The following is a 22,093-nucleotide window of genomic DNA, read 5'->3' as shown; positions in this document are numbered from 1 at the left end:
ATGCGTGCAGCCTGTGGGGGGCGACCCCCCACACCCCCCGACAAAGACGGCCGCACGCCCTCGCTCCGCTCGGTCATGCGGCGTCCCGGCACAGCATCGCCCGCACCGTCAGCAGCAGGATGCGCAGGTCGGAGCCGAACGTCCAGTGGTCGATGTAGTGGTTGTCGAGGCGAGCGCGCAGCTCGATGGAGGTGTCGCCGCGGAAGCCGTGCACCTGCGCCCAGCCCGTCATCCCGACGGGGACGCGGTGCCGCAGCATGTAGCCGGGGCACGACCGGGAGAACTGCTCGACGAAGTGCGGGCGCTCCGGGCGCGGCCCGACGAGGCTCATGTCGCCGCGGACGACGTTCCACAGCTGCGGCAGCTCGTCCAGCGACGTGCGGCGCAGGAACCGGCCGACGGGCCCCATCCGGCGGTCGCCCTCGACGGTCCAGCGGGTGTCGGACTCCTGCTCGTCGGCGGGCTTGAGGGTGCGGAACTTCAGCAGCACGAACTCCTCGCCGCCGCGGCCGATCCGGCGCTGCCGGAACAGCACGCCGGGGCCGCCCTCCAGCCGCACCGCGAGCGCGCACGCGGCGAGCACCGGCGCCGCCAGCAGCAGCGCCGCCACCGCGACGGCCAGGTCGAGGGCGCGCTTGGCGAGCCGCGGCGCCGCGCCGCGCAGCCGCCAGTCGACCCGCGCGCACGGCAGCCCGGCGAGGTACTCGCGCCGCGCGGGCGCGACCGGCACCACGTCGGACGGCGGCTGCACGAGCAGCGTCTCGCAGGGCAGCGCGAAGCAGATGCGCAGCACCGCGTCGAGCCGCTCCGGATGGACGTCCTCGGCGACGATCACGACGGTGTCGGCGCCGTGCTCCTCGACGAGCGCGGGCAGGTCGGCGGTGTCGCCGAGGACCGGCAGGCCGGACGACGCGCCGGGCCCGCCGGCCCCGACGAGCCCGACCGGCGCGAGCCCGAACTCCCCGCGCACGCACAGGATGTCGATGACGTGGTCGCTGGTCGCGCCCGTCCCGACGACGAGGGCCGTGCGGGCGCGGGACCGGCGGCAGCGGTAGGTGCGGGCGGCGGCGTTGCCGAACGCGCGGGCGGTGAGCGCAAGGACGCCGGCGACGGACGCGATCAGCAGCCACGCCGCCGTCCCCGCCCACGACGGCGCGGCGCCCGGCGTCAGCGCGGGCAGCAGCGCGGCGGCCAGCGCCCCGACGACCAGCGCCCGGACCAGCACCGGCCGCGCGTCCGCGAGCAGCGACGGGCTGCGCCGCACCCGGTACAGCCCGCCGGAGGCGTTCAGCGCGACGACGGCGGCGGCCGCGGCGGCGGGCAGCGCCCCGTCCGGCCCGGCGCCGCGCGCGACGGCGACCGCGGCGGCCATCGCCCAGCCGTCCGCGACGGCGAGGCAGGCCGGGTACAGCACGGCGAGGAGCGAGGGGGCGCGGCGGCGGCGGAACGGCGGCGGCGGGACGGCGGGGGGCGTCCCCGACCCGGTGGACACGCCGGAGTCGATGGAGGAGGCGCTCAGCCCCTGGGCTCTCATCTCGCGCGTCCCTTCGCTGACAGAACCTCACCGGCAGGTGACTCCGCCGGGCCCGCGGTGCCGCGACGCCGCGCGCGTTCCCCGCCGCCGTCAATGGGGTCCGCGGGCGGCCACGATCCAGCTTCGCAGCAGGTCCCGGCACTGATCACCGCTTTTAACGAAGGCCGCCTCAGGCTTGAATAGAAGATCGACACCGTCCGGGTGCTACCCAGGTGACCTGCGGAGACGACCCCATCGCCGGCCATCGCTTTCACCAAGAAACGCCAAGGAGGCGAACCCCGCGGCCGCCCTTGCAATTACATATCCGGCGACGCCGACGACGCCTTTCCTTTTCGCCCGCCCACGCGCCGATTGCGAGCATTGACATGCCTGCCCCCGCCCCCGCCGCCGCCCTCGCGGCGGACCGGCGGCGCCGGCCCGCGCCCGCCCGGCCGTCCCGCCGCCGGGAACCGATGGGGCGCGAGTGGCGAAAGATAGGAAGAACCCCCCACACGAGGCGAACCTTCGGGGCACGATGGACGTCCTATGTGATCGGGCGCGAAGGCCGGCCGTCCCCCCTGGTGCGGGCCGGATCGACAGGGCCGTTCGTCGGCGATCTCGTTGCGGGGTCCGCGCTCCGCCGGGTTCGGGTGGGCTGGATGAGGGAGAACGGTGCGAGGGAAGTCGGTTGCGGTGGTCGCTCTGGTCCTGGGACTGGCGACGGCGTGCGGTGGCAGCGGCGGCGAGGGCGGCACGACGGCGGCGGGCGGTGAGGACGGCGCGCCGAAGGTGACGATCACCCCGGCGAACGGCGCCGGCAAGGCCCGCCCGGACGAGGGCGTGACGGTGACGTCCACGGGCGGCGCGCTCGGCCAGGTGTCGGTGAAGCTGAAGGGCGCCGAGGTGCCCGGGAAGCTGTCGGCCGACAAGACCCAGTGGCATTCGAGCTGGACGCTGCAGCCGGGCGGCAGCTACCAGGTGTCGGCGACGGCGACCTCCCCCAAGGGCAAGGCCACCACCGCCACCAGCGCCTTCAAGACCAGCAGGGCGACCGCCGCCACGGTGATCAACAACGTGGTGCCGAGCCCGAACGAGACGGTCGGCACCGGGATGCCGGTGTTCATCCAGTTCAACAAGGCCGTCCCGGCGAAGGCGCGGGCCGCGGTGGAGAAGAGCGTCGAGATCTCCTCGACCAAGCCGACCGAGGGCGCCTGGCGGTGGCTGGCGCCCGGCGAGTCGTTCAACGGCCTGCCGTCCCTGGTGTTCCGTCCGAAGCACCCGTGGGCGCCGCACCAGCAGGTGGCGCTCACCGTCCACTACGCCGGGCTGAAGATCGGCGACAGCGTGTTCGGCGCCAAGGACGTGACCCGCAAGTTCAAGATCGGCGACTCGCACACCGTCCAGGTCAACGCCAAGACCGACCGGCTCGTGGTGAAGAAGAACGGCCGGACGGTCCGCACCTGGGGCGTCAGCCTCGGCGCCGGCGGCGACGTCCAGGCCGACGGCGTCGACCACCTGCTGACGACCAGCGGCATCCACCTGACCATGGACCACAGCCGCCTGGAGCGGATGCGCCCGCCCGGCAAGAAGAAGGGCGACCCGGGCTGGTACGACGAGCAGGTCCCGTTCGCGACCCGCATCTCCAACAGCGGCGAGTACATCCACCAGAACATGGACGACCCGACCTGCCTGGGCAACCGGAACTGCAGCCACGGCTGCGTCCGCTCCCCCGGCGGCGACGCCCAGTGGTTCTACAACTGGTCCTACCGCGGCGACCTGGTCACGATCACCGGCACCAAGCGCCGGCTCCAGTGGACGAACGGCTGGGCCTACTGGCAGCTCCCGTTCGCCAAGTGGGCGCAGGGCAGCGCCCTCGGCCAGCCCGTCACCACCACCGCGCTGGGCGCCTGACCCGCGCCCCACGCCCCTCCCGGCCGCGCCGCTCCCCCAAGGACCGGCGCGGCCGTCCCCTTCCCAAGCCCCAGCCGCCGCCCGCTCAGGGGAGGGGGAGGGCGGCGGGGGCGTTCGGGGGGACGGACGGGGAGTGGGGGGCTACGCGTTCTACGCGCTCGTAGGGGGTGCCGGGCTCGGGGCGGGGGTCCTTCTCGCCGCGGTTCGGCCAGAACGCCATCGCCCGCTCCGCCTGCGCCGTGATGGTGAGCGACGGGTTGACGCCGAGGTTCGCGGTGACCGCCGAACCGTCCACGACGTGCAGGCCGGGGTGGCCGTGGACGCGGTGGTAGGGGTCGATGACGCCGGCGTCGGCCGTCTCGCCGATCACGCAGCCGCCGATGAAGTGCGCGGTCGTCGGGATGTTGAACAGGTCGAACCAGGTGCCGCCGGCGGTCGCGTCCAGCTCGTCGGCGAGCATCCGGACGGCCTTGTGCGCGACCGGGATCCAGGTCGGGTTCGGTTCGCCCTCGCCGAGCCCGGCGGACAGGCGGCGGCGCCCGAGCAGGCCGCGCTTCTCGGTGACGGTGATGGAGTTGTCGGCGGTCTGCATGACGAGGGCGATGACGGTGCGCTTCGCCCAGTCCTTCAGTGAGAGGCCGCGCAGGATGATGGTGGGGTGCCGGGCCGCCTGGCCGAGGAACTTCAGCCAGCGGGGCGCGCCGCCGCCGTCGACGAGGAGGGTCCGGATGAACCCCATCAGGTTGTTGCCGGCGCCGTAGCGGGTCGGCTCGATGTGCGTCTTGTCATCGGGGTGGAACGAGGACGTGATCGCCAGGCCCGTGCTGTGGTCGACGTCCTTCTTGCGGTGCCACACCGTCATCCGCTCGACGCCGAGGAGCGCCTCGGAGTTCGTGCGGGTCAGCTCGCCGAGCCGCGGCGACAGGTGCCGGAGCCGTCCGGTCGCGCGCATCCGGTGCAGGAGCCGCTGCGTGCCGTAGGTGCCCGCGGCGAACACCACGTGCTCGGCGGTCAGCGTCCGGCGCCGCTTGAACGGCGCCATCGCCCGCTGCATCTCCACCCGGTACCCGCCGGACGGCAGCGGCGCGACCGCCGTCACCGTCGTGTCCGGCAGCACCTGCACGCCCGCCTGCTCGGCGAGGTACAGGTAGTTCTTGGTGAGCATGTTCTTCGCCCCGACCCGGCAGCCGATCATGCAGGAGCCGCACGCGGTGCACGTCGTGCGGCGCGGGCCGGCGCCGCCGAAGAACGGGTCGTCGTGGTCCTCGCCGGGCTTGTCGCCGAAGTACACGCCGACGGGCGTCGGATGGTAGGTGTCGCCGACGCCCATCCGGTCCGCGACGCGCTTCATCGCCTCGTCCGCCGGGGTCACGAGCGGGTTCACGGTGACGCCGAGCATCTTCTGCGCCTGCTCGTAGTACGGCCTCAGCTCGTCCTGCCAGTCGGTGATGTGCCCCCACTGCCGGTCCTTGAAGAACGGCTCCGGCGGGACGTACAGGGTGTTGGCGTAGACGAGGGACCCGCCGCCGACGCCGGCGCCCGCGAGGACCAGCACGCCGGCCTTGCCGCCGACGAGGTGGATCCGCTGGATCCCGCGCATCCCGAGCCGCGGCGCCCACACGTACTTGCGCAGCCGCCACGACGTCTTCGGCAGCGTCCGCTCGTCGAAGCGGCGGCCCGCCTCCAGCACCGCGACCCGGTACCCCTTCTCCGCCAGCCGCAGCGCCGACACGCTGCCGCCGAACCCGGACCCGACCACGATCACGTCGAAGTCGAACGCGCCACCGGACATCGGAGCACCACCTCACTGATCAGGGCATGGGGTCCCCGACTATGGCGCCGCGCTCCGTCGCGCACCATGCACGCGGCGCAACGATTCGGCGGCGCGTTTGTCACCCGGCTGACAAGAACCGCGTCAGCGCGCCGCGCCCCGGTTGACGAGCCGGGCGTGCAGGATCAGCTCCATCTCCAGGCAGCGCCGCGGGTCCCGCAGATCGTCGCCGAAGAGGTCCTGCAAATGGCGCAGCCGGTAGCGCACCGTCTGCGGATGGACGCGCAGCCGGCGGCTCGCGTCCGCCGCGTTGAAATTGTGCTCCAGCAGGGCCAGCAGCGTTTCGGCGAGCCTTTCCCGGCGGGCCGGCGGGACCGCGCTGAGCGGCGCCAGCCGGGTCGCCGCCGCGTCGTCGATCAGCTCCCCCGCCCGCGAGATCACCAGCGCCGGGACGTGCTCGGCGCTGCGGATCAGCCCGCCGTCCGGGATCACCCCGCGGGCCGCCAGCGACAGCGTCTCGCGCGCCCACCGCAGCGAGTCCGCCGCCCGCGCGAGCGGCACCGCCGGCCCGACCGCGACCGCCCAGTCGCGCAGCAGCGCCTCCGGCAGCCGCGGCCGGCCCGGCCGGTCCGGGTCGGGGACCAGCAGGCACGGCTCAGGCGCCCCGAAGTCGCAGAGCAGCCCGTCCGCGGCGACGACCGGCGTCCGGCCGCCGCCCTCGGTGCGCTGCCGCGCCACCGCGACCGCGACCGTCACCGGCAGCGGCCAGCGGGCCTCCGCGGCCAGCGACGCCACCCGCGCCTCGTCCGCGGGCGGGTCCGCGAGCAGCAGGTGCAGCAGCCGTGCCCGGCGCCGCCGCTCGGCCAGGTCCGCCGCGCCGTCCGCCCGCGCCGCCACCTCCGCCGCGTACCCCGCCGCGATCACCTCCGACACCGCGTCCATGTAGCCGAACTGGGCGTCCACGACCAGGCTGAGCGCCTCCAGGTCCAGGTCGAGGCCGCCCGGGACGGCCGCGAGCGTCCGCCACGCCGCCAGCGCGGACCGCCGCAGCGCCTGCTGCACCTCCACCGGGTCCCGCCCGTCCCGGGCCAGGTGCCGGCCGACCCGCAGGTAGAACGCCGACACCCGCTCCCATCCGGCGCCCGGGTCCTCGACCAGGTCGCAGAAGTGCCGGATCCCGGCGACGATCCCGGCCCGCGCCCGGCCGGCCTCCTCCCCGCCGACCGGCGGATCGCCGCGCCGCAACTCGTTCAGCACCTCGTCCGCCGCCCGGTCGACGTGCGGCCGCAGCCGCCGCGCCACCCACCCCGGGACGGCCTCGAACGCCCGCACGTCCAACCCTGTTCGCACCACTCGTCGATCCCCCTGTCCCAGGCCCGCCGGTCGGCGGCGCTCCCAGGATCGCGGATCGGACCCCTATTCCGATTGTCGCTGGAATAAACCGTTCAGGGGCCTTTCATGGAGTCGAATGACAAAACCTCGAACCGGATGACGAGCACGTTTCGCATTTCTAGAATGCCCAACGAAATCGCCACCTCGCCCGCGTCCGGACAGACCATTTCCGCCGTCCACCCGCATCCCCGCGCCCGGTGGGCTAGAAAGTGTTGATGCCCGTGATCCGCCACTTGCCGGAGTGGCGGGCGGCGGTGACGGCGAGCATGGCGGGCGACGTCGTGCCCTTCCCGTCGCTGGTGCGGGTCGTCTGCTGGTCGGCGTAGACGAGCAGCCGCGCCCGGCCGTCGCGCAGGCTGATGACGGCGCTGTCGGTGACCTTGGTGCTGAGGACGGTCTTCTGCCGCGGGGCGTCGCTGCGGACGCCGGTCATGAGGGCGGCGTACTGGCGGACGGCGGCGCCCGTCAGATACGTCCGGGCGGCGGCGTCGGTGCGTCCGGGATCGGTGTAGTTGTAGGAGAACAGCTTCCCGAGCATGTCGGCGACCGCGCCCTTGGCCTCGCTGGTGGCGGCGTTGTCGGTGAGGGCGGCGTTGCGGGCGGCGGGGTCGGTGCGCAGGTCGCGGGCCTGCCGGTACATCCAGATGCCGGACGCGGCGAGCAGCACCGCGAGGAGGCCGAGGACGGCGGGCGACGCCGCGGCGGCCTTCCAGCGGGTGCCGCCGAGGATGCGGGTGGTGTGCGCGGCCATGGCGGGCCGTCCTCTCACGTGGTGCCGGCCGGGGCCTGGCCGAGGTCGCTGAGCTTCCAGCCGCCGGGAGTGCGGGCGAGGCGTCCTTCGAGGCGGTTCTGCTTGGTGACGGGGGTGCCGCCGGGCGGGGTGACGGTGGTCTCGACGGCGACGAGCACGCTCGCCTTGCCGGAGCGTTCGTCGAGTTCGGAGACGGCGGCGTCGAGGATCTTCGCGGTGGTGACGGTGCGGGCCTTGCGGACCTGGTCGGTGAACCCGGTGCGGCCCTGCGCGATCTGCTGGTGGAGGTCGCCGGTGGTGGAGTCGAGCCAGGTCGCCAGGCCGGTGTCGACGTCGCGGTAGTCGAGGGTGCTGAGGTTCTGGACGCCCTGCTCGGCGCTCTGCAGGACGGCGTCGCGGGTGCGGGAGTAGGCGTGCGCGCCGTCGTGGGCGGCGGTGTACCAGTTCTGGCCGGCCCAGGCGGCGAAGAGGGCGGCGAGGACGGCGAGGCAGGCGGCGGTCCGCTGCAGGGCGTCCGTTTCCGGCATGTCGGGCCTCCGGGTCACGCGGACTTGAGCTCGGTGATGCGCCAGTGGCCGTCGTCGCGGTGCGCGGTGACGGTGAGCTGGGCGGCGGCGGGGGTGCCGTCGGGCCTCCCGGCGCGGGTGGCGGTCTGGTCGAGGAAGACGAGCAGCCGCGCGGTGTCGCCGACGAGGGAGATGACGCCGGCGCGGGTGACGCGGGTGGTGAGGGCGACGCGCTGGGCGGGGGCCTGCCGCTGCACCTGCGCGAAGATCTGCCGGTACTGCTGGGCGGCGGCGCCGGTGAGGACGTCCGCCGCGGTGCGCTGCGCGGTGGACACGTCGGCGGGGGTGTAGCTGAAGATGCGGCTGAGGGCGGTGGACACGTCGCCGGTGACGTCGGTGGTGGCGACGCCGTCGAGGACGGCCCGGTCGCGGGGGGTGCCGTCGTCGCGGAGCCGTCCGGCGATCGGGTGCAGCAGCAGCGCGACGAGGACGAGCCCGAGCGCGACGCCGAACGGCTTGTACAGGCCGAGGAGGCGGCTCATCGGGCACCGGCCGGGATCGAGGTGAGCGATTCGAGTTTCCAGCCGGCCGCGGTCCGGACGGCGCCGGCCTGGAAGCGTTTGCGCTGCAGCGTCGGCGCGCCGCTCGCCGGGACGAGCTTGACCTGCACCGACGCGATGATCTGGGCGGTTCCGGCGGCGGTGTCGAGGGAGGTGACGGCGGCGCCGGTGACGGTGGCGGACGCGCTGGTCCGGGACGTGCCGATCTTCGCGCGGTTCTGCGGTTCGTCGCGCTGGAGCTGGTCGTGCAGGGCGCCGGTGGACGCGTCGAGCCAGGCTTTGAGCCCGGCGGCCGGGTCGGTGCGGTCCATGGTGTTGAGCGCGGCGATCTCGCGGCTGCCGCTGCGCAGGACGAGGTCGCGTTCGGCTTCGGGTCCGGTGGCGCGGTGCCCGGCGGGGCCGTGGAGGAGGGTCCAGGTCGTCCAGCCGAGGAACGCGGCGGCCGCGAGGATCGCGGTCCAGCCGATGAGGCCCCATCCGGCGAGCAGCGGCCGGCGTTTGGGACGGGGCCGGGTGCGGGGTTCGGCTTTCACGGTGGCGGCCATCAGTGCCCTCCGTTCAGGCCGAGCAGGGCGCTCATCCCGGACGGTCCGGGCGCGACGCCGGGCAGCGCGAGCGCGCCGGGCAGGCCGGTGTTCGCGGATGCGCCGGTCGCCGTCCCGCCGCCGAGGACGGATCCGGGGCGCGCCGCGTCGGGGACGGGTCCGTGCGGGGCGTTGGCGGCGCCGCGGACGTTGACGCCGCTGGACGCGGGGGCGGCGCAGCGGGCCGCGGTGTTGAGGGCGGGCCCTGCGGAGGTGTCGAGGCCGTTGCGGTACTTCGTCCCGCCGTAGCCGGACGTGCAGGGCAGCGGGTTGAAGAAGGTGTTGACCATCCCGAAGTTGAGGTGGCCGCCGCGCGCGACGGTCGTGCCCATGGCGACGGCGGCGGGGAGCTTGGCGAGGAGCTGCTCCAGGCCGTCCGTCCTCGGCTGGAGGACGCGGGAGGTGGTGAGGAGGTTCGCGACGAGGACGCTCATCGACGGGTCGAGGTCGCGGACGAGGCCCTGGAGTTCGCCGGCGGCGTCGGGCGCGGTGGACACGAGCCTGCGGAACGCGGGGTCGGAGGCGCGGAGCTGCTGCGACAGCAGCCGGGCGTTGTGCCCGAACGCCTTGAGCGCGCCGGACTCCTCGTCCTGGGTGCGCAGCACGGTCTGGCCGTCGCCGATGAGGGAGCGGGTCGGCGCGATGTTGCGGTCGGCGGCCTCGGTGAAGGTGTGGCTCTCGTCCAGCAGGACCTGGAGGTTCGGGCCCTCGCCGGCGAACGCCCGGCCGAGTTCGGCGACGACGGTGCGCAGCGAGTCCGTCGGGACGGACGCGGCGAGGTTGTTGACGCTGGTCAGCAGGTCGGTGACGGGGGCGGGGGTGGTGGACGACGAGCGCGGGATGACCGACCCCGCGGCGAGGTAGGGGGCGCCGCCGGTGCGGGGCCGCAGGTCGATGTACTGCTCGCCGATCGCGGACCGGTTCGCGACGACGGCCTGCGTGTTCTCCGGCACCTTGGGCGCCGACTTGCGGATCCGCAGGTCGGCGATGACGCCGTCGCCGGTGAGGTCCAGGGCGCCGACGCGGCCGATGGAGGTGCCGCGGTAGGTGACGTCGGCGTTCTCGGCGAGCCCGCCCGCCTGCGGCAGGTCGACCTTCACGACGTAGTAGTTCCGCAGCCCGACGTATCCGCCGAGGTCGGCGTAGTTGAGGCCGACGTAGCACATCGCGATGGCCCCGACGATGAGGAACGCGATGTTCTTGATCCTGGTCCCGATGGTCAGCATCGCGGTCAGCCCCCCTGCCCCGCCGGGCCGCCGCCCGCCGGCTTCCCGTCGCCCGGCTTGCCGTCGCCGCTGGTGGGCAGCGGCGCCACCGGCGGCACGATCTGGGTCCCCGGCTGCGCGGTGACCTGGAGATACACGTTGAGGTAGTCGCCCTTGACCGCGGGCAGCACCGCGTCGGTGAAGGGGTAGGTGAGCATCACCTGCAGCGCGTTCGGCAGGTCGTGCCCCGCGTCCGACAGCTTGCGCAGCGTCGGTTCGAGCGACTTCAGGTCGGCGACGAGGTCGGCCTTGCTCTGCCTGATGGTCGTGACGGCGACACCGGACAGGTCGTTCAGCGAGTTCAGCATCCGGACGAGCGCGCCGCGCTGCTCCTCCAGCACCTTCAGCCCGGGTTCGATGTCGTCGAGCGCGACGCCGATCTGCCCCTGGCGCGCGCGCAGCGTCCCCGACAGCCGGTTGATGCCGTCGAGGGCGTCGGTGATGCCCTTCTTGTTGGCGTCGAGGTCGCCGACGAGCTTGCGCGCCTGCTCCAGCAGCGAGCGGATCTGCGGCTCGTTGCCGTCCAGGGCCTTGTTCATCTCGGTGGTGATGGTGTGCAGCTGCGCGATCCCGCCGCCGTTGAGCAGCATCGACAGCGCGCCGAACACCTCCTCGACCTCGGGGTTGCGGTTGGTGCGCGACACCGGGATCACCGCACCGTCCGCGAGCCTTCCCGTGCTCGCGGACGGCGCGGGCCCGCCCGGCGCGGCACCACCCGGCGCGGCGGTACCACCCGGGAGTCCGGTGTCCTGGGGGGCGGCGCTGAGCTGGACGAACTTCTCGCCCAGCAGGCTCGACTGCTCCAGCTGCGCGTACGCGCCGGCGGGCAGCCGGACGTCGCCGTTGATCTTCATGGTGACCTCGGCGGTCCAGCCGCCGTCCGGCAGCGACACCTTCTCGACCCGGCCGACCGCGACGTCGTTGACCTTCACCGCGGACTGCGGGACGAGGTTCAGCACGTTCGCGAACTCGGCCTTCACCGTGTACGGGTGGCCGCCGAGGTCGGCGCCGCCGGGCAGCGGCAGGTCCTGGACGCCGCGGCCGAGCCCGGCGGGACCGCAGCCGCCGAGGGCGAGGGCGGCGAGCGCCGCGGCCAGGGCCGCGCTCCGGGCCCGCCGCCTGTCGAAGCGGGTCATGGCGCTCCCTTCGCCGCCGCGCCGCCGGCGGGCGCGGCCTGGCCGGCCGTCGGCAGCGGCAGGCTCATCTCGTTGAGGTCGCCGCGGCCCATCAGCGTCCGGGTCCGCGGGTCGTAGGCGTTCAGGACGTTCGTGACGTTGAGCGGCTGCACGTCGAGCGCCTCGGCCAGCGACCGGCGCTGGTCCACCAGCAGCTGCGTGATCTTCGAGAGCTTCTGCACGTTCGTGCGGATCTGCTCCCGGTTGTCGTGGATGAACGCCTTCACCTTGGCGAGCGCGGCGGCGAGCGCCTTCAGCGCCGCGTCGAGCTCCTGCCGGTCGTCGGCGAGGAACCCGGAGACGTCCGCGAGCTGCTGCTCGGCCTGCCGGACCTGCCCGTCGTTCGTCTTCAGCATCGAGGTGAACTTCGACAGGTTCGCGATGGTGGAGAACAGGTCCTTCTGCGAGCCGGACAGGGTCTTGGCGGCCTGCGCCATCCGCTCGGTCGTGGTGCGGATGTCCTGGCCGTTGCCCTGGAGGTTCTGCGCGCCGGTGCCGAGGACGCGCGACAGGGCGCCGTCCTTGTTCACCCCGTTCGGGCCGAGCTCGTCCGACAGCTTGCGGATGTCGTCGTAGATCTGGTCGAGCTCGACGGGCGTCGCCGTCCGGTCGGCGGGGACGGTCGCGCCGGACGCCAGCTTCGGGCCGCCGGTGTAGGCGGGGGTGAACTGCACGTACCGGTCGGCGACCAGGCTCGGCGCGATCGCGACGACGTTCGCGCCCGCCGGGACGTCGATCCCGTGGTCGACGGTCATCACCGCCCTGACCTGCGTGCCCTGCGCCCGGACGGAGTTCACCGTGCCGACCTTCACGCCGAGGACCCGCACGTCCGAGCCCTTGTAGATGCCGACGGCGTCGTGGAAGTAGACGGTGACGCGGGTGCCCGCCGGGGGCCGCAGGACGAGGAACGCGGCGGCGGCCCCGACGATGAGGACGAGCCCCGCGGCGACCATCGTGGCCGGGCCGGCCAGTTTGCGCAGCATCAGTGCCCGCCCTTCCTGGGCGGCATGCAGCCCTTGTCCGGTGTGGTCGCCGGCGCGTACTCCTTCGGGACGAGCCCGCACAGGTACCCGTCCATCCAGCGGCCGTTGCCCATCGTGTTGCCGAGCAGCCGCGTGTACGGGCCGGCGGTCTTCAGCGCGCGGTCGAGGTTGTCCTGGTTCTTCTGGAGCAGGTCGGTGACGCGGCCGAGCGCGCGCAGCGTCGGGTCGAGCTGCTCCTGCTCGTCGTCGACGAGCCCGCTGATCTGCTGCGACAGCGACTGCGTGCCGACGAGCAGCCCGTGGATCGCCTGGCGGCGCCGGCCGATCTCGTTCAGCAGCAGGTTGCCGTCGCGCAGCAGCGCCTGGACGTCCTGCGTCTGGTCGGAGACGGTCCCGGTGACCTGCCGGGTGTTGGCCAGCAGCCGGGACAGCTGCGAGTCCCGCGACGAGATCGTCTTCGACAGCGCGGACACGCCGGTGAGGGCCTGCCGGACGCTCGGCGCGGTGTGCGCGAACGCGCCGGAGATCGCGTCGAGGCTCTCCGCGAGCTTCTTGGAGTCGAGCTGCCCGGTCGTGGTGGCGAGGTCCTGGAACGCCTGCGTCACGTCGTAGGGCGACGTCGTGCGGTCCATCGGGATCGTCCGGCCGGGGTCCTGCCGGCGCGGGCCGAGCGGGTCGACGGCGAGGTACTTGTCGCCGAGCAGCGTCTTGATCGCGATCGCGACGGTGCTGGCGTCGCCGACCCAGGCGTCCTTCACCCGGAACGACACCCGGACCTTCGCGCCGGCCAGCCGGACGCCGGTGACCTCGCCGACCTTCACGCCCGCGACCCGCACCTCGTTGCCGGACCGCAGCCCGGCGGCCTCGCCGAAGTCGGCGCTGTAGCGGGTGCCGCCGCCGATCAGCGGCAGGTTCTTGGCGTTGAACGCCGCGAGCCCGGCCGCGACGATCAGCGTGATCGACACGATCGCGACGAGGACCGGGTTGCGCTCCCGGACCGGCTTCAGCCGCGGCCGCCTCATGACCCGCACCTCGCCGCGTCCGAGTGCACGCCGGTGGGCGCCGGATGCGTCTCCCCCGGGTACTGCTTGTAGGTCACCCCGGTCACGGACGCCTCGCACATGTAGAAGTTCATCCACGACCCGTACGAGCCGATCCGGCCGATCGCCGCCATCTTCACCGGCAGCGTCCGCAGGAACCTGTCGATGGTCGGGGAGTCGTCGTTGAGGTTGGTGGACAGCCGCCCGAGCTGCGCGATGTCCTGCTTGAGCGGCGCGCGCCCCTCCTGGAGGAGTCCGGTGGTGGCGTCGGCGAGGTCGTCGAGCGCGCTGATCGCGGTGCCGATGGACGTCCGGTCGCCGGCGAGGCCCGACACGAGGCGCCGCAGCGTGGTGATCAGGCTCGACAGGTTGTCGCGGCGCGAGTTGATCGTGTCGAGGACGGCGTTGAGGTTGTCGATGACCTGCCCGATCACCTGGTCCTTGTCGGCGATTCCGCTGGTCAGCGACCCGACCGTGGACAGCAGGCCCTCGACCGTCCCGCCCTCGCCCTGCAGCACCTGGACGATCGACCCGGCGAGCTGGTTGACGTCCTTGGGCGACAGCGCCTGGAACAGCGGCTGGAAGCCGTTGAACAGCTGCGTCAGGTTCAGCGCCGGGGCGGTCCGCTCGACCGGGATCGTCGCGCCGGGCCGCAGGTCGCCGGCGCCGCCGGCGCCCCGCCCGATCTCGACGTACCGCTGCCCGATCAGGTTCAGGTACTTGATCGTCGCGGTGGACGCGGCGGGCAGCCGGTGGCCGCGGCCGACGCTGAACGTCACCAGCGCCTGCCGCCGCCCGACGACCCGGATGCCGCCGACCCGGCCGACCTCGACGCCCGCGATCCGCACGCTGTCGCCGTCGCGCAGCCCGGACGCGTCGGTGAACCGCGCCTTGTAGCTGACGGTGTTCCCGCCGCCGGTCTGGGTGATGCTGAGCGCCAGCATCGCGGTCGCGACGACCGTCACCGCGACGAACGCCAGCGACTTCAGCAGCGGCCCGAGCAGCCCCCTGCGGTTCACTTGATCCTCACCTCCGTGCCGCGGTAGACGGGGCCGAGGAGCACGCTGGTCCAGTCCGGCAGGTCCTCGGGGACCTCCTGGAGGCCGGGCGCCAGCAGCTCGTTGACCAGCCGGTTCTCCTCCGGGGAGTTCGGCAGGCCGAGCGCGCCGGGCGCGACCGCGACCGGGGTCGCCGCGTTCGGCGGCGCCGACTTCACGGCGGCGGAGCCGCCGACCGGGTAGCAGTGCGGGCCGCTCTTGTCGGTGTAGCGGGGCGTGTCCTTGCCCGGGACGTAGCGGCCCTTGTTCTGCACGGTCGTCACGTCCACGTGCAGGCCGGGACGCTTGGTGCCCTTGCCGAGGACCTTGTCCATCAGCGGGATGAAGTCGTTCAGCATCCGCAGCGTGCAGGGCAGCTCCGGCGAGTACTTCTGCAGCACCTGCAGGGAGGTGCGGCTGTCGGCGGCGAGCGCGATGAAGTTCGACGAGTTCTCGTGCAGGAAGTCCGCCATGTCCTGCGAGGCGCCGGTGACGGTCGCGTACAGCCGGCTCAGGTCGTCCTTCTGCTGGACGATCGAGCGCGTCGTGTAGCTGAAGTCGTTGAGCGCCTGGAGGATGTCGGGCGCCGCCTGCGCGTAGTCGTTGCTGACCGCGACGAGCTCGCGGATGTCCCGGTTCAGCGCGGGCAGGCTCGGGTTGATCTTCTTCAGGTAGGCGTCCAGCTCCACGAGCGTCTTCCCGAGCTGCTCGCCGCGGCCGTCCAGCGCCTGCGACACCGCGGTCAGCGTCGCCGACAGCTGCGCCGGCTGCACCGCGGTGAGCAGCGGGTACAGGTTGTCCATCACCCGCTGCAGCTCGATCGCGTTGGACGAACGGTCCTGGCTGATCACGCTGCCCCCGGTGAGCCGGGCAGGGCTCGGCTGCGTGGGCGGGATCAGCGCGACGAACCGCTGCCCGAACAGCGTCGTCGGCAGCAGCTGCGCCGACACGTTCCGCGGCAGCAGCTTCACCTTGTCCGGCTGGATCGCCAGCTTCAGCGTCGCGGTCCCGCCGTTGGACGTCACCGTCCGCACCTCGCCGACGACGACGCCGCGCAGCTTCACGTCCGCGTGCGGGTGCATCTCGCTGCCCGCGCTCGCCGTCCGCAGCGTCACCCAGCTGACCTTGGTGAACACCTTGTCGTAGACCGCGATGCACAGCCACACCAGCAGCGCCGGCACCAGCAGGAACGCGACCCCGGCGAGCCGCCGCCCGGCGACCGCCTCGCCGCCCGCCCGGCGCCGCCCGCGGGCCTCCCGCCGGGCGCTCATCCGGCCACCTTCACCGTCGTGTTGGTGCCCCACACCGCGAGGCTGAAGAAGAAGTCGCTGACGCTGATCAGCACGATCGACGTGCGGACCGCGCGGCCGACGGCCTTGCCCACACCCGCGGGACCGCCGGCCGCGCGGTAGCCGTAGTAGCAGTGCGACAGGATCACCAGGACGCTGAAGACCAGCACCTTCAGGAACGACAGCACCACGTCCGTCGGTGACAGGAACAGCCCGAAGTAGTGGTCGTAGGTGCCCGCCGACTGCCCGTTCACCTTCACTGTGACCTCGCGGGACGCGAGGTAGGCGCACAGCAGCCCGATCGCGTACAGCGGGACGATCGCGACCGCGCCCGCGATGATCCGGGTCGTCACCAGGTACGGCAGGCTCGGGATGCCCATCACCTCCAGGGCGTCCACCTCGTCGCTGATCCGCATCGCGCCGAGCTGCGCGGTGAACCCGGCGCCGACCGTCGCCGACAGCGCGAGGCCCGACACCACCGGCGCGATCTCGCGGGTGTTGATGTAGGCGGACGCGAACCCGGTGAACGCCGACGTCCCGATCTGCTGGAGCGCCGAGTAGCCCTGCATGCCGACGACGACGCCGGTCGCGAGGGTCATCGCGACCATCACGCCGATCGTCCCGCCGATGACGCCGAGGCCGCCGCTGCCGAACGCGACCTCCGACAGCAGCCGCTGCACCTCCTTGCGGTAGCGGTGCAGGGCGCGCGGCGTCCACAGCAGCGCCTTCACGTAGAAGGTGCCCTGGTCGCCGGGCTGGTCCAGCCACGCGAACCAACGGTTCGGGCCGCCTCTCACGGCGGTCAGCAGGCTCATCGCTCAGCCACCCTTCGGCGGGACGACCTGCAGGTAGATCCCGGTGATCACGAGGTTCATCAGGAACAGCAGCAGGAACGTGATGACGACGGACTGGTTGACGACGTCGCCGACGCCCTTCGGGCCGCCCTTCGGGTTCAGCCCCCGGTACGCGGCGACGACCCCCGCGACGAACCCGAACAGCAGCGCCTTCGCCTCGCCGACGTAGATGTCGGGGAGCTGCGCGAGCGCGGAGAAGCTCGCGACGTACGCGCCGGGCGTGCCGCCCTGCATCATGACGTTGAAGTAGTAGCCGCCCGCGACGCCGACGACCGAGACCAGCCCGTTCAGCAGCAGCGCGACCGCGACGCACGCCAGCACGCGCGGCACCACGAGCCGCTGGACGGGCGAGACGCCGAGCACCTCCATCGCGTCCAGCTCCTCGCGGATCGTCCGGGCGCCGATGTCCGCGCAGATCGTCGAGCCCGCCACCCCGGACACCAGCAGCGCCACGATCATCGGGCTGGCCTGCTGGATCACCACCAGCACGCTGGCGGCGCCGGTGAACGACTGGGCGCCGAACTGCTGGGTCAGCGAGCCGACCTGCAGCGAGGTGACGGCGCCGAACGGGATCGACACCAGCGCGGTCGGCAGGATCGTCACGCTGGCGATGAACCAGAACTGCTCGACGAACTCGCGGAACTGGAACGGCCGGCGGAACGACATGCCGAGCACGGTGGCGCCCAGCGCGAACATCCGCCCCGCCTGGCGCAGCGCGCTCAGCGGGAATTCGATGACCGGTGCCGCCACGGCCGGGCCTCCTTTCGCGTTCGCATGGTCCAGGAAAACTACTGGCGGGTAAATTCGGCGCGCAAGAACTCGGGGGACGAAAATCCCCGGGTCCGCGCCTTTCTATCCCGCACTGACACTTTCTTGATGATCATCGGCATTTATTTGACGTCGGCGAACACATTTCCGGGCGCGCTCGCGGGGGCGCGCGAACGGCGCCGGACCGGCTATCGTCGAGGCGCCGCCCCGCCGGAAGGAACCGAAGTGAACCGACGTCGTCTCGCAGTCCTGCTGCTCGCGCCGGCGCTCGCCCTGACCGCCTGCGGCGGCGGTGGCGGCGGCGAGTCGTCCTCCTCGGGCGCCCCGAGCCCGTCCGGCGGCACGGCGGCCCCGTCCGGCGCCGCATCCGGCGCGCCCGGTGCATCCGGCGCCCCGGCCGGCGGCGGCAACGGGACCGGCAACGGCACCGGCGGCGGGGCCGGCGGTGCCGCCGCGTCCCCCGGCGCCCCGCAGGTCTCGTCCGCTCCGACGCAGGTCGTGAACGACTTCGTCGCGTGCATGCGGGCCCACGGCGTCCAGGTCCCCGACGACGTCAGCCACTGGCAGCCGACCTCCGGTCCGGGCGACCTCAAGATGCAGGGCGCCCTCCTCGCCTGCATGAAGTCCGCCGGCGCCAAGTAGGCCGCGAGCACGAAGCGGGCCGCACCCCGGGCCGGGGCCCGGCGCGCCGCGCGCGGGCCCCGTCCGGCGGGTCAGCTGGGCTGCGCGGTGCGGCATGCCGGGGCCTTCGCGAACGCGGCGTTCAGCTTCGGGTCCTTGCGGAAGTCCTGCTGCGGCCCCTGGTAGGTCTTGTACGCCGAGAACGCGACGCCGACCTGGCCGATCGCCTGCTGCAGCGACCGCTTGTCGGTCACCTTGGCCTTGTGCAGGCGCTTGGTGGCGGTGCTCACCGACGAATGGGTCCGGGTGAGGTTGCTCATCGCGGTCGTGAGCAGCGCCTGCCCGCCCGCGACGGGCGGCGCGCCGAGGCCCTGGAGCCTGACCTCGAGCGAGGCCATCCGGGTGGAGATGCCGTCCAGCAGCTTGACCATGGACGCCTTGGACTGCAGCACGTTCGCGGAGTTCAGCTGCTTCGGCACCGCCAGCGGGGCGCCCTGGTTCATGGCCGCGCACGCCTTGCCGGCCCAGGCCACCTCGGGCCCGTCGTGCTTCTTCCCGCCCCCGCCGCAGCCGGCCAGGGCGAGGCCGGCGGTGCCGGCGAGAGCCGTCGCGACGATGAATCGTCGAACCATTTCCTTCTCCTTCTCGACTGCGCCGGTGCCGAGGTGAGACCGGCCATGAATGCCGCGACGGGGCGCGGCGGCGGCGATCAGCAGTTGGAGGTCGCGGGCTTTCCGGCGAACCGGTCGCCGAGAAAGGCCATCGCGTCCTGGTTTCCGCGGTAGACGAGGGTGATGTGGCTGATCTTGTCCCAGGTCTTCCAGGTCTCCTGGACGCCGAGCTTGCAGTAGGCGTCGCGGAGTTCCTTGGCCTGGCCGAAGGCGACGATCTCGTCCGCGGTGGAGTGGTACTGGAACACCGGGACCTTGATGGGGTCGGAGCCGAGCGTGTTCTCCGCGACCCGCGCCAGCCAGTCCTCGTTCCCGTAGGGGCTGGAGGTGAAGTAGTCCGGGACCGTCTTCCCCTGGTAGTTCAGCAGCAGTTCCAGGGTGCACACGTTGCCCTGGAAGTCGGCCAGCATCGCCTTCCCGGCGTCGTTGGCGTACGAGCCCAGCTTCAGCTCCGGGTAGGCGTTGTCCATGCCGACCATCGAGTACAGGAGGAAGCCGAACGGCTTCGCGCCCTCCAGCGGGGCGCCCACCGCCGCGAGGTCGGACGGCACGCCGCCGCCGACCACGCCGGCGAGCTTCAGCTCCGGCGCGTAGCCCGGCTGCTTCTGGCCGGCCCACATCGCGGCGGCGCCGCCCTGCGAGTAGCCGCGGAACGCGACCTGCGCGGACGCGGACAGCCCCGACTCCGGCAGCCGCTGCGCGGCCCGGACCGCGTCGATGAGGTCGTAGCCCATCGAGTTCACGACGTAGGTCGTCGTGGGGTTCTCGTGGTAGCCCTCGTAGTCGGTCTCGGCGACGGCGTAGCCCGCCTGGAGCATCTCGTTGACCGCGGACTGCTCGTAGAAGGCGCCCTCGTCGATGAACTTCGACGGCGCGCAGCGGAACGCGGGGCCGCTCGTCCCGGGGCCGAAGCCGACGATCGGGGCCTTGGCCGGGTCGCCCTTCTTCGGCACCAGCACCATCCCGGTGACCGCGACCGGCTTGCCGAGTGCGTTCGTCGACAGGTACATGACCTGCCAGGCGTTGGCGAGGTCCCGCGCGGCGGGCGGGCCGGCCTTGGCGGGACGGGCGCGGATGACGTCGCCGGGCTTGCCGGCGGGCAGCGGCGAGGGCGGGGTGTAGAACGCGTCGCCGGCCGGACCGGGGTCGGTGGTCGCGGGCGCTGCCGGCGCTGCCGGCGCTGCCGGCGCTGCCGGGGCGGCCGGGGCGGCCGGGGCTGCGCTCGCCGGGGCGGCCGGGGCCGTCCCGAGGGCGGCGGCGAGGAGGACGGCGGCGGTCAGGGGGGCGAGGAGGGCCCGGCCGCGGCGGGCGGTGTGCTTCGGCATCTCCTGGCTCCTAGCTGCCGGACTTCGGGGTGAGCGCCAGGTCGGCGGTGTTGCCGGTCCCGGCGACGAGCGGGCTGAGCAGGCCGGTGATCGGGCCGCAGTTCGTCAGCGCCGCCAGGTCGTAGCCGCCCTTGACCGCGCCGCCCGCGGCCGGGTCGAACGTCCCGGCGGAGGCGAGCTTGAGGGTGGACGGCGCGCTCGCCTGGCACTGGTCGCCGCCGCCGATCGGGACGATGCCGAACGCGGCGAACGAGGACGCCTTCACGAGCACCCGGGTCTGCGTGCCGAGCGCGCCGTTCGCGTAGGTCCCGGTGGTGGGGCCCTGGTTCGCGAACGTGAGGTGCGCGGTCACCGGCAGGAACCCGAGGGCCTGCAGGCTCGCGTCGGCGGGGTCGAGCGCGAGGTCGCCGGTGACGGCCCCGGTGTCCGGCGCTATCTGCGCGTTGAGGACGCCGGTCAGCGGCGCGGTCCCGTTGGACGCCTTGATCGTGGTGGTGCCCTTGAGGGTGTAGGCGTGGCTCGCCGGGCCGGCCGCGTCCGTCGTCACGGTGACGGGGTCGCTGGGGTCGGAGACGTTGCCCTTGTCGTCCTTGGCCTTGACCGTGAAGGTGTAGGTGGTCTTGGGGGTCAGGTTCGGGACGGTGGCGGTGGTCCCGGTGGAGCTCGCGACGACCGAGCCGTTGCTGTAGACGTCGTAGCCGGTGACCGTGCCGCCGGTGTCGGTGGACGCGCCCCAGGTGAGCGTCGCGCTGGTCGAGGTGTGGGCGGTGACCGTCGGAGTGCCCGGCTTGGACGGCCCCTGCGCGCCCGGAAGGTCGATCTGGAAGCCGGCGAGGACGTTGTTCTGGCCGGGGTCCTGCGTGCACTCGGACTGGAACGTGCCGAGGCCGGTCGGGCCGCCGTCGTCCGTGCGGGGGGTGAGGGTCAGCAGCAGGTTCCCGACGGTCACCTTGCCGGACCCCGCCTGCGTGAACACAAGGTCGGGGGACGTCCCCGTCCCGTGCACCTTGAACTCGCCGGACGCGGGGAGCGTGGTCTTGTCGAGCGTGGAGTCGACCTGGACGGGCAGGCCGTCGGGCTCCTCGGGGACGACGAGGGTCGCGTCGGCGAGCGCGTCCCCCTCCAGGGTGACGGAGTAGAGCGCGCCGAGGGCGCGGGTGGAGTCGGCGTTGACCGTCGACACCGAGTCGACGACGAACCCGTGCATCTGCTGGCCGACCTCCACCGCGTCCGGCACGGTCGCGGTGAGGTCCACGTGCACGGGCTCCGGGCCGAGCAGCGGGAAGGTGCAGTGGTAGTCCAGCCCCAGCGTCACCTGCTGGGCCGCCGCGGGCCCCGCGCCCGCGACGCCCGCCGCGCCGGCGAGGCCGGAGGCGGCCACGGCGACGGCCAGCGCGGCCCCCGCCGTCCTTGCTCTGTTCCTGCTTCTCACACGCCACCTCTCAGCGCTCGGCGCCCTTACGGAGCCGGCCCCCGCCGCACCTCCCGGTACGGCAGGGGCCGTCCTTGTGTCGACCTTCGTCCGCCGCGGCCGGTCAGGCCTTCGGCGTCAGGTTGAGGTCGATGGTGTTGCCGTCACCGGCGGTGAACAGGCTGAGGATGCCGGTCAGCGGCCCGCAGTTGTCGATGGACGACAGCGAGTAGGTGCCGCTGATCTTGCCGCCGACGCCCGGGTCGAAGAACTGGCCGTCGGCCGACTTCAGGGTGATGTCGGACGGCTTGGTCGTCTGGCACTGGTCGCCGCCGCCGATCGGGATGGCGCCGAACACGTTGAACGTCGACAGCTTGGTGATCACCTTGCTGTTGGTGGTCAGCTGCCCGTCCTTGTACAGGCCGGTGGTCTGGCCCTGCGAGACCAGGCCGATGTCGGCGGTCACGGGCAGGAAGCCGAGGATCTGGAAGTTGCCCTTGGTCGGGTTCAGCTTCAGGTCCGCGGTGACGTCGCCGGTGTCCAGGTTGAGGTTGGCGTTGACGCTGCCGGTCAGCGGCGCCTTGCCGTTCGGCGCCTTCACGAAGGTCTCGCCGGCGAGGGTGAAGTCGTACTCCTGGCCGCCCGAGGTGGGGGTCGGGGTGGGCG

Annotated in this window: 20 protein-coding genes and 1 pseudogene; 2 read left to right on the top strand and 19 right to left on the bottom strand. The window is 73.0% G+C overall.

The features are described 5' to 3' along the window. Window positions 1-73: 73 nt before the first annotated feature. Window positions 74-1,534: an exopolysaccharide biosynthesis polyprenyl glycosylphosphotransferase gene (locus J4709_RS45480; RefSeq protein WP_208251711.1), complete on the bottom strand. Its 1,461-nt coding sequence runs from the start codon at window positions 1,532-1,534 to the stop codon at window positions 74-76. 672 nt (window positions 1,535-2,206) lie between these two features. On the opposite strand from J4709_RS45480, the gene J4709_RS45475 reads away from it, so the two are divergent. Further along, window positions 2,207-3,424, top strand: a complete 1,218-nt coding sequence (locus J4709_RS45475) for a L,D-transpeptidase (RefSeq protein WP_208251710.1) — start codon at window positions 2,207-2,209, stop codon at window positions 3,422-3,424. Between the two features lie 85 nt (window positions 3,425-3,509). Here J4709_RS45475 and J4709_RS45470 read toward each other — a convergent pair whose 3' ends face one another. From J4709_RS45470 to J4709_RS45405, 14 genes are all read right to left on the bottom strand, one after another. After that, on the bottom strand, window positions 3,510-5,216 hold the full coding sequence (locus tag J4709_RS45470) for a GMC oxidoreductase (protein ID WP_208251709.1): 1,707 nt from the start codon (window positions 5,214-5,216) through the stop codon (window positions 3,510-3,512). Window positions 5,217-5,339: 123 nt separating this feature from the next. Continuing rightward, window positions 5,340-6,545, bottom strand: coding sequence for a PucR-like N-terminal domain-containing protein (locus J4709_RS45465; protein WP_307802088.1), 1,206 nt, complete (start codon window positions 6,543-6,545; stop codon window positions 5,340-5,342). A gap of 244 nt (window positions 6,546-6,789) precedes the next feature. Continuing rightward, the gene (locus tag J4709_RS45460; protein WP_208251707.1) at window positions 6,790-7,338 is read right to left on the bottom strand and encodes a hypothetical protein; all 549 of its coding nucleotides are present in this window, start codon (window positions 7,336-7,338) and stop codon (window positions 6,790-6,792) included. Between the two features lie 14 nt (window positions 7,339-7,352). Next, on the bottom strand, window positions 7,353-7,865 hold the full coding sequence (locus tag J4709_RS45455) for an Rv1363c family protein (RefSeq protein ID WP_208251706.1): 513 nt from the start codon (window positions 7,863-7,865) through the stop codon (window positions 7,353-7,355). Between the two features lie 14 nt (window positions 7,866-7,879). Continuing rightward, window positions 7,880-8,386, bottom strand: coding sequence for a nuclear transport factor 2 family protein (locus J4709_RS45450; protein WP_208251705.1), 507 nt, complete (start codon window positions 8,384-8,386; stop codon window positions 7,880-7,882). Next, window positions 8,383-8,949 (bottom strand): hypothetical protein, encoded by a 567-nt coding sequence (locus tag J4709_RS45445; protein WP_208251704.1) that lies wholly within the window; start codon window positions 8,947-8,949, stop codon window positions 8,383-8,385. The genes J4709_RS45450 and J4709_RS45445 overlap by 4 nt, the downstream gene beginning before the upstream one ends. Continuing rightward, window positions 8,949-10,214: an MlaD family protein gene (locus tag J4709_RS45440; protein ID WP_208251703.1), complete on the bottom strand. Its 1,266-nt coding sequence runs from the start codon at window positions 10,212-10,214 to the stop codon at window positions 8,949-8,951. Before J4709_RS45440 ends, J4709_RS45445 begins: the two co-directional genes overlap by 1 nt. A gap of 5 nt (window positions 10,215-10,219) precedes the next feature. Next, window positions 10,220-11,389 (bottom strand): MlaD family protein, encoded by a 1,170-nt coding sequence (locus J4709_RS45435; protein WP_208251702.1) that lies wholly within the window; start codon window positions 11,387-11,389, stop codon window positions 10,220-10,222. Beyond that, on the bottom strand, window positions 11,386-12,411 hold the full coding sequence (locus tag J4709_RS45430; RefSeq protein ID WP_208251701.1) for an MCE family protein: 1,026 nt from the start codon (window positions 12,409-12,411) through the stop codon (window positions 11,386-11,388). The genes J4709_RS45435 and J4709_RS45430 overlap by 4 nt, the downstream gene beginning before the upstream one ends. After that, complete coding sequence (locus tag J4709_RS45425) at window positions 12,411-13,433, bottom strand: MCE family protein (RefSeq protein ID WP_208251700.1); 1,023 nt, start codon at window positions 13,431-13,433, stop codon at window positions 12,411-12,413. Before J4709_RS45425 ends, J4709_RS45430 begins: the two co-directional genes overlap by 1 nt. After that, window positions 13,430-14,470 (bottom strand): MCE family protein, encoded by a 1,041-nt coding sequence (locus J4709_RS45420; RefSeq protein WP_307802087.1) that lies wholly within the window; start codon window positions 14,468-14,470, stop codon window positions 13,430-13,432. The genes J4709_RS45425 and J4709_RS45420 overlap by 4 nt, the downstream gene beginning before the upstream one ends. Next, window positions 14,467-15,759 carry an MCE family protein gene (locus tag J4709_RS45415; protein ID WP_208251699.1) on the bottom strand — a complete coding sequence of 431 codons (1,293 nt, stop codon included), beginning with the start codon at window positions 15,757-15,759 and terminating at the stop codon, window positions 14,467-14,469. The genes J4709_RS45420 and J4709_RS45415 overlap by 4 nt, the downstream gene beginning before the upstream one ends. Next, window positions 15,756-16,592, bottom strand: coding sequence for an MlaE family ABC transporter permease (locus J4709_RS45410; protein ID WP_208251698.1), 837 nt, complete (start codon window positions 16,590-16,592; stop codon window positions 15,756-15,758). Before J4709_RS45410 ends, J4709_RS45415 begins: the two co-directional genes overlap by 4 nt. A 3-nt stretch (window positions 16,593-16,595) precedes the next feature. Further along, window positions 16,596-17,381, bottom strand: a complete 786-nt coding sequence (locus tag J4709_RS45405; protein WP_428993761.1) for an MlaE family ABC transporter permease — start codon at window positions 17,379-17,381, stop codon at window positions 16,596-16,598. 243 nt (window positions 17,382-17,624) lie between these two features. On the opposite strand from J4709_RS45405, the gene J4709_RS45400 reads away from it, so the two are divergent. Further along, window positions 17,625-18,041: a hypothetical protein gene (locus J4709_RS45400; protein WP_208251697.1), complete on the top strand. Its 417-nt coding sequence runs from the start codon at window positions 17,625-17,627 to the stop codon at window positions 18,039-18,041. A gap of 71 nt (window positions 18,042-18,112) precedes the next feature. Here the strand turns inward: J4709_RS45400 and J4709_RS45395 are convergent, their stop codons facing one another. From J4709_RS45395 to J4709_RS45380, 4 genes and pseudogenes are all read right to left on the bottom strand, one after another. Then, entirely contained in the window at window positions 18,113-18,652 is a 540-nt protein-coding gene (locus tag J4709_RS45395) for a hypothetical protein (protein ID WP_208251696.1), read from the bottom strand. Window positions 18,653-18,729: 77 nt separating this feature from the next. Then, entirely contained in the window at window positions 18,730-20,016 is a 1,287-nt protein-coding gene (locus J4709_RS45390) for a lipase family protein (RefSeq protein WP_208251695.1), read from the bottom strand. 10 nt (window positions 20,017-20,026) lie between these two features. Then, window positions 20,027-21,448 (bottom strand): DUF6801 domain-containing protein, encoded by a 1,422-nt coding sequence (locus tag J4709_RS45385; protein ID WP_208251694.1) that lies wholly within the window; start codon window positions 21,446-21,448, stop codon window positions 20,027-20,029. A 103-nt stretch (window positions 21,449-21,551) separates the two neighbouring features. Beyond that, window positions 21,552-22,093: pseudogene (locus J4709_RS45380) on the bottom strand (fibronectin type III domain-containing protein); the annotation flags it as partial.

Origin of the sequence: Actinomadura violacea, from assembly GCF_017573465.1 — a bacterium.
In the GTDB taxonomy this organism is placed as follows: Bacteria; Actinomycetota; Actinomycetes; order Streptosporangiales; family Streptosporangiaceae; genus Spirillospora; species Spirillospora violacea.
Note: the sequence above shows the minus strand (reverse complement) of the source record. Positions and strands in the feature narration are given on the sequence as shown.

What these genes read in the sequence shown, in the direction of transcription:
- J4709_RS45480 (WP_208251711.1), bottom strand. Translation starts at nt 1,534, where the DNA reads ATGAGAGCCCAGGGGCTGAGCGCCTCCTCCATCGACTCCGGCGTGTCC.
- J4709_RS45470 (WP_208251709.1), bottom strand. Translation starts at nt 5,216, where the DNA reads ATGTCCGGTGGCGCGTTCGACTTCGACGTGATCGTGGTCGGGTCCGGG.
- J4709_RS45460 (WP_208251707.1), bottom strand. Translation starts at nt 7,338, where the DNA reads ATGGCCGCGCACACCACCCGCATCCTCGGCGGCACCCGCTGGAAGGCC.
- J4709_RS45455 (WP_208251706.1), bottom strand. Translation starts at nt 7,865, where the DNA reads ATGCCGGAAACGGACGCCCTGCAGCGGACCGCCGCCTGCCTCGCCGTC.
- J4709_RS45450 (WP_208251705.1), bottom strand. Translation starts at nt 8,386, where the DNA reads ATGAGCCGCCTCCTCGGCCTGTACAAGCCGTTCGGCGTCGCGCTCGGG.
- J4709_RS45445 (WP_208251704.1), bottom strand. Translation starts at nt 8,949, where the DNA reads ATGGCCGCCACCGTGAAAGCCGAACCCCGCACCCGGCCCCGTCCCAAA.
- J4709_RS45440 (WP_208251703.1), bottom strand. Translation starts at nt 10,214, where the DNA reads ATGCTGACCATCGGGACCAGGATCAAGAACATCGCGTTCCTCATCGTC.
- J4709_RS45435 (WP_208251702.1), bottom strand. Translation starts at nt 11,389, where the DNA reads ATGACCCGCTTCGACAGGCGGCGGGCCCGGAGCGCGGCCCTGGCCGCG.
- J4709_RS45430 (WP_208251701.1), bottom strand. Translation starts at nt 12,411, where the DNA reads ATGCTGCGCAAACTGGCCGGCCCGGCCACGATGGTCGCCGCGGGGCTC.
- J4709_RS45425 (WP_208251700.1), bottom strand. Translation starts at nt 13,433, where the DNA reads ATGAGGCGGCCGCGGCTGAAGCCGGTCCGGGAGCGCAACCCGGTCCTC.
- J4709_RS45415 (WP_208251699.1), bottom strand. Translation starts at nt 15,759, where the DNA reads ATGAGCGCCCGGCGGGAGGCCCGCGGGCGGCGCCGGGCGGGCGGCGAG.
- J4709_RS45410 (WP_208251698.1), bottom strand. Translation starts at nt 16,592, where the DNA reads ATGAGCCTGCTGACCGCCGTGAGAGGCGGCCCGAACCGTTGGTTCGCG.
- J4709_RS45395 (WP_208251696.1), bottom strand. Translation starts at nt 18,652, where the DNA reads ATGGTTCGACGATTCATCGTCGCGACGGCTCTCGCCGGCACCGCCGGC.
- J4709_RS45390 (WP_208251695.1), bottom strand. Translation starts at nt 20,016, where the DNA reads ATGCCGAAGCACACCGCCCGCCGCGGCCGGGCCCTCCTCGCCCCCCTG.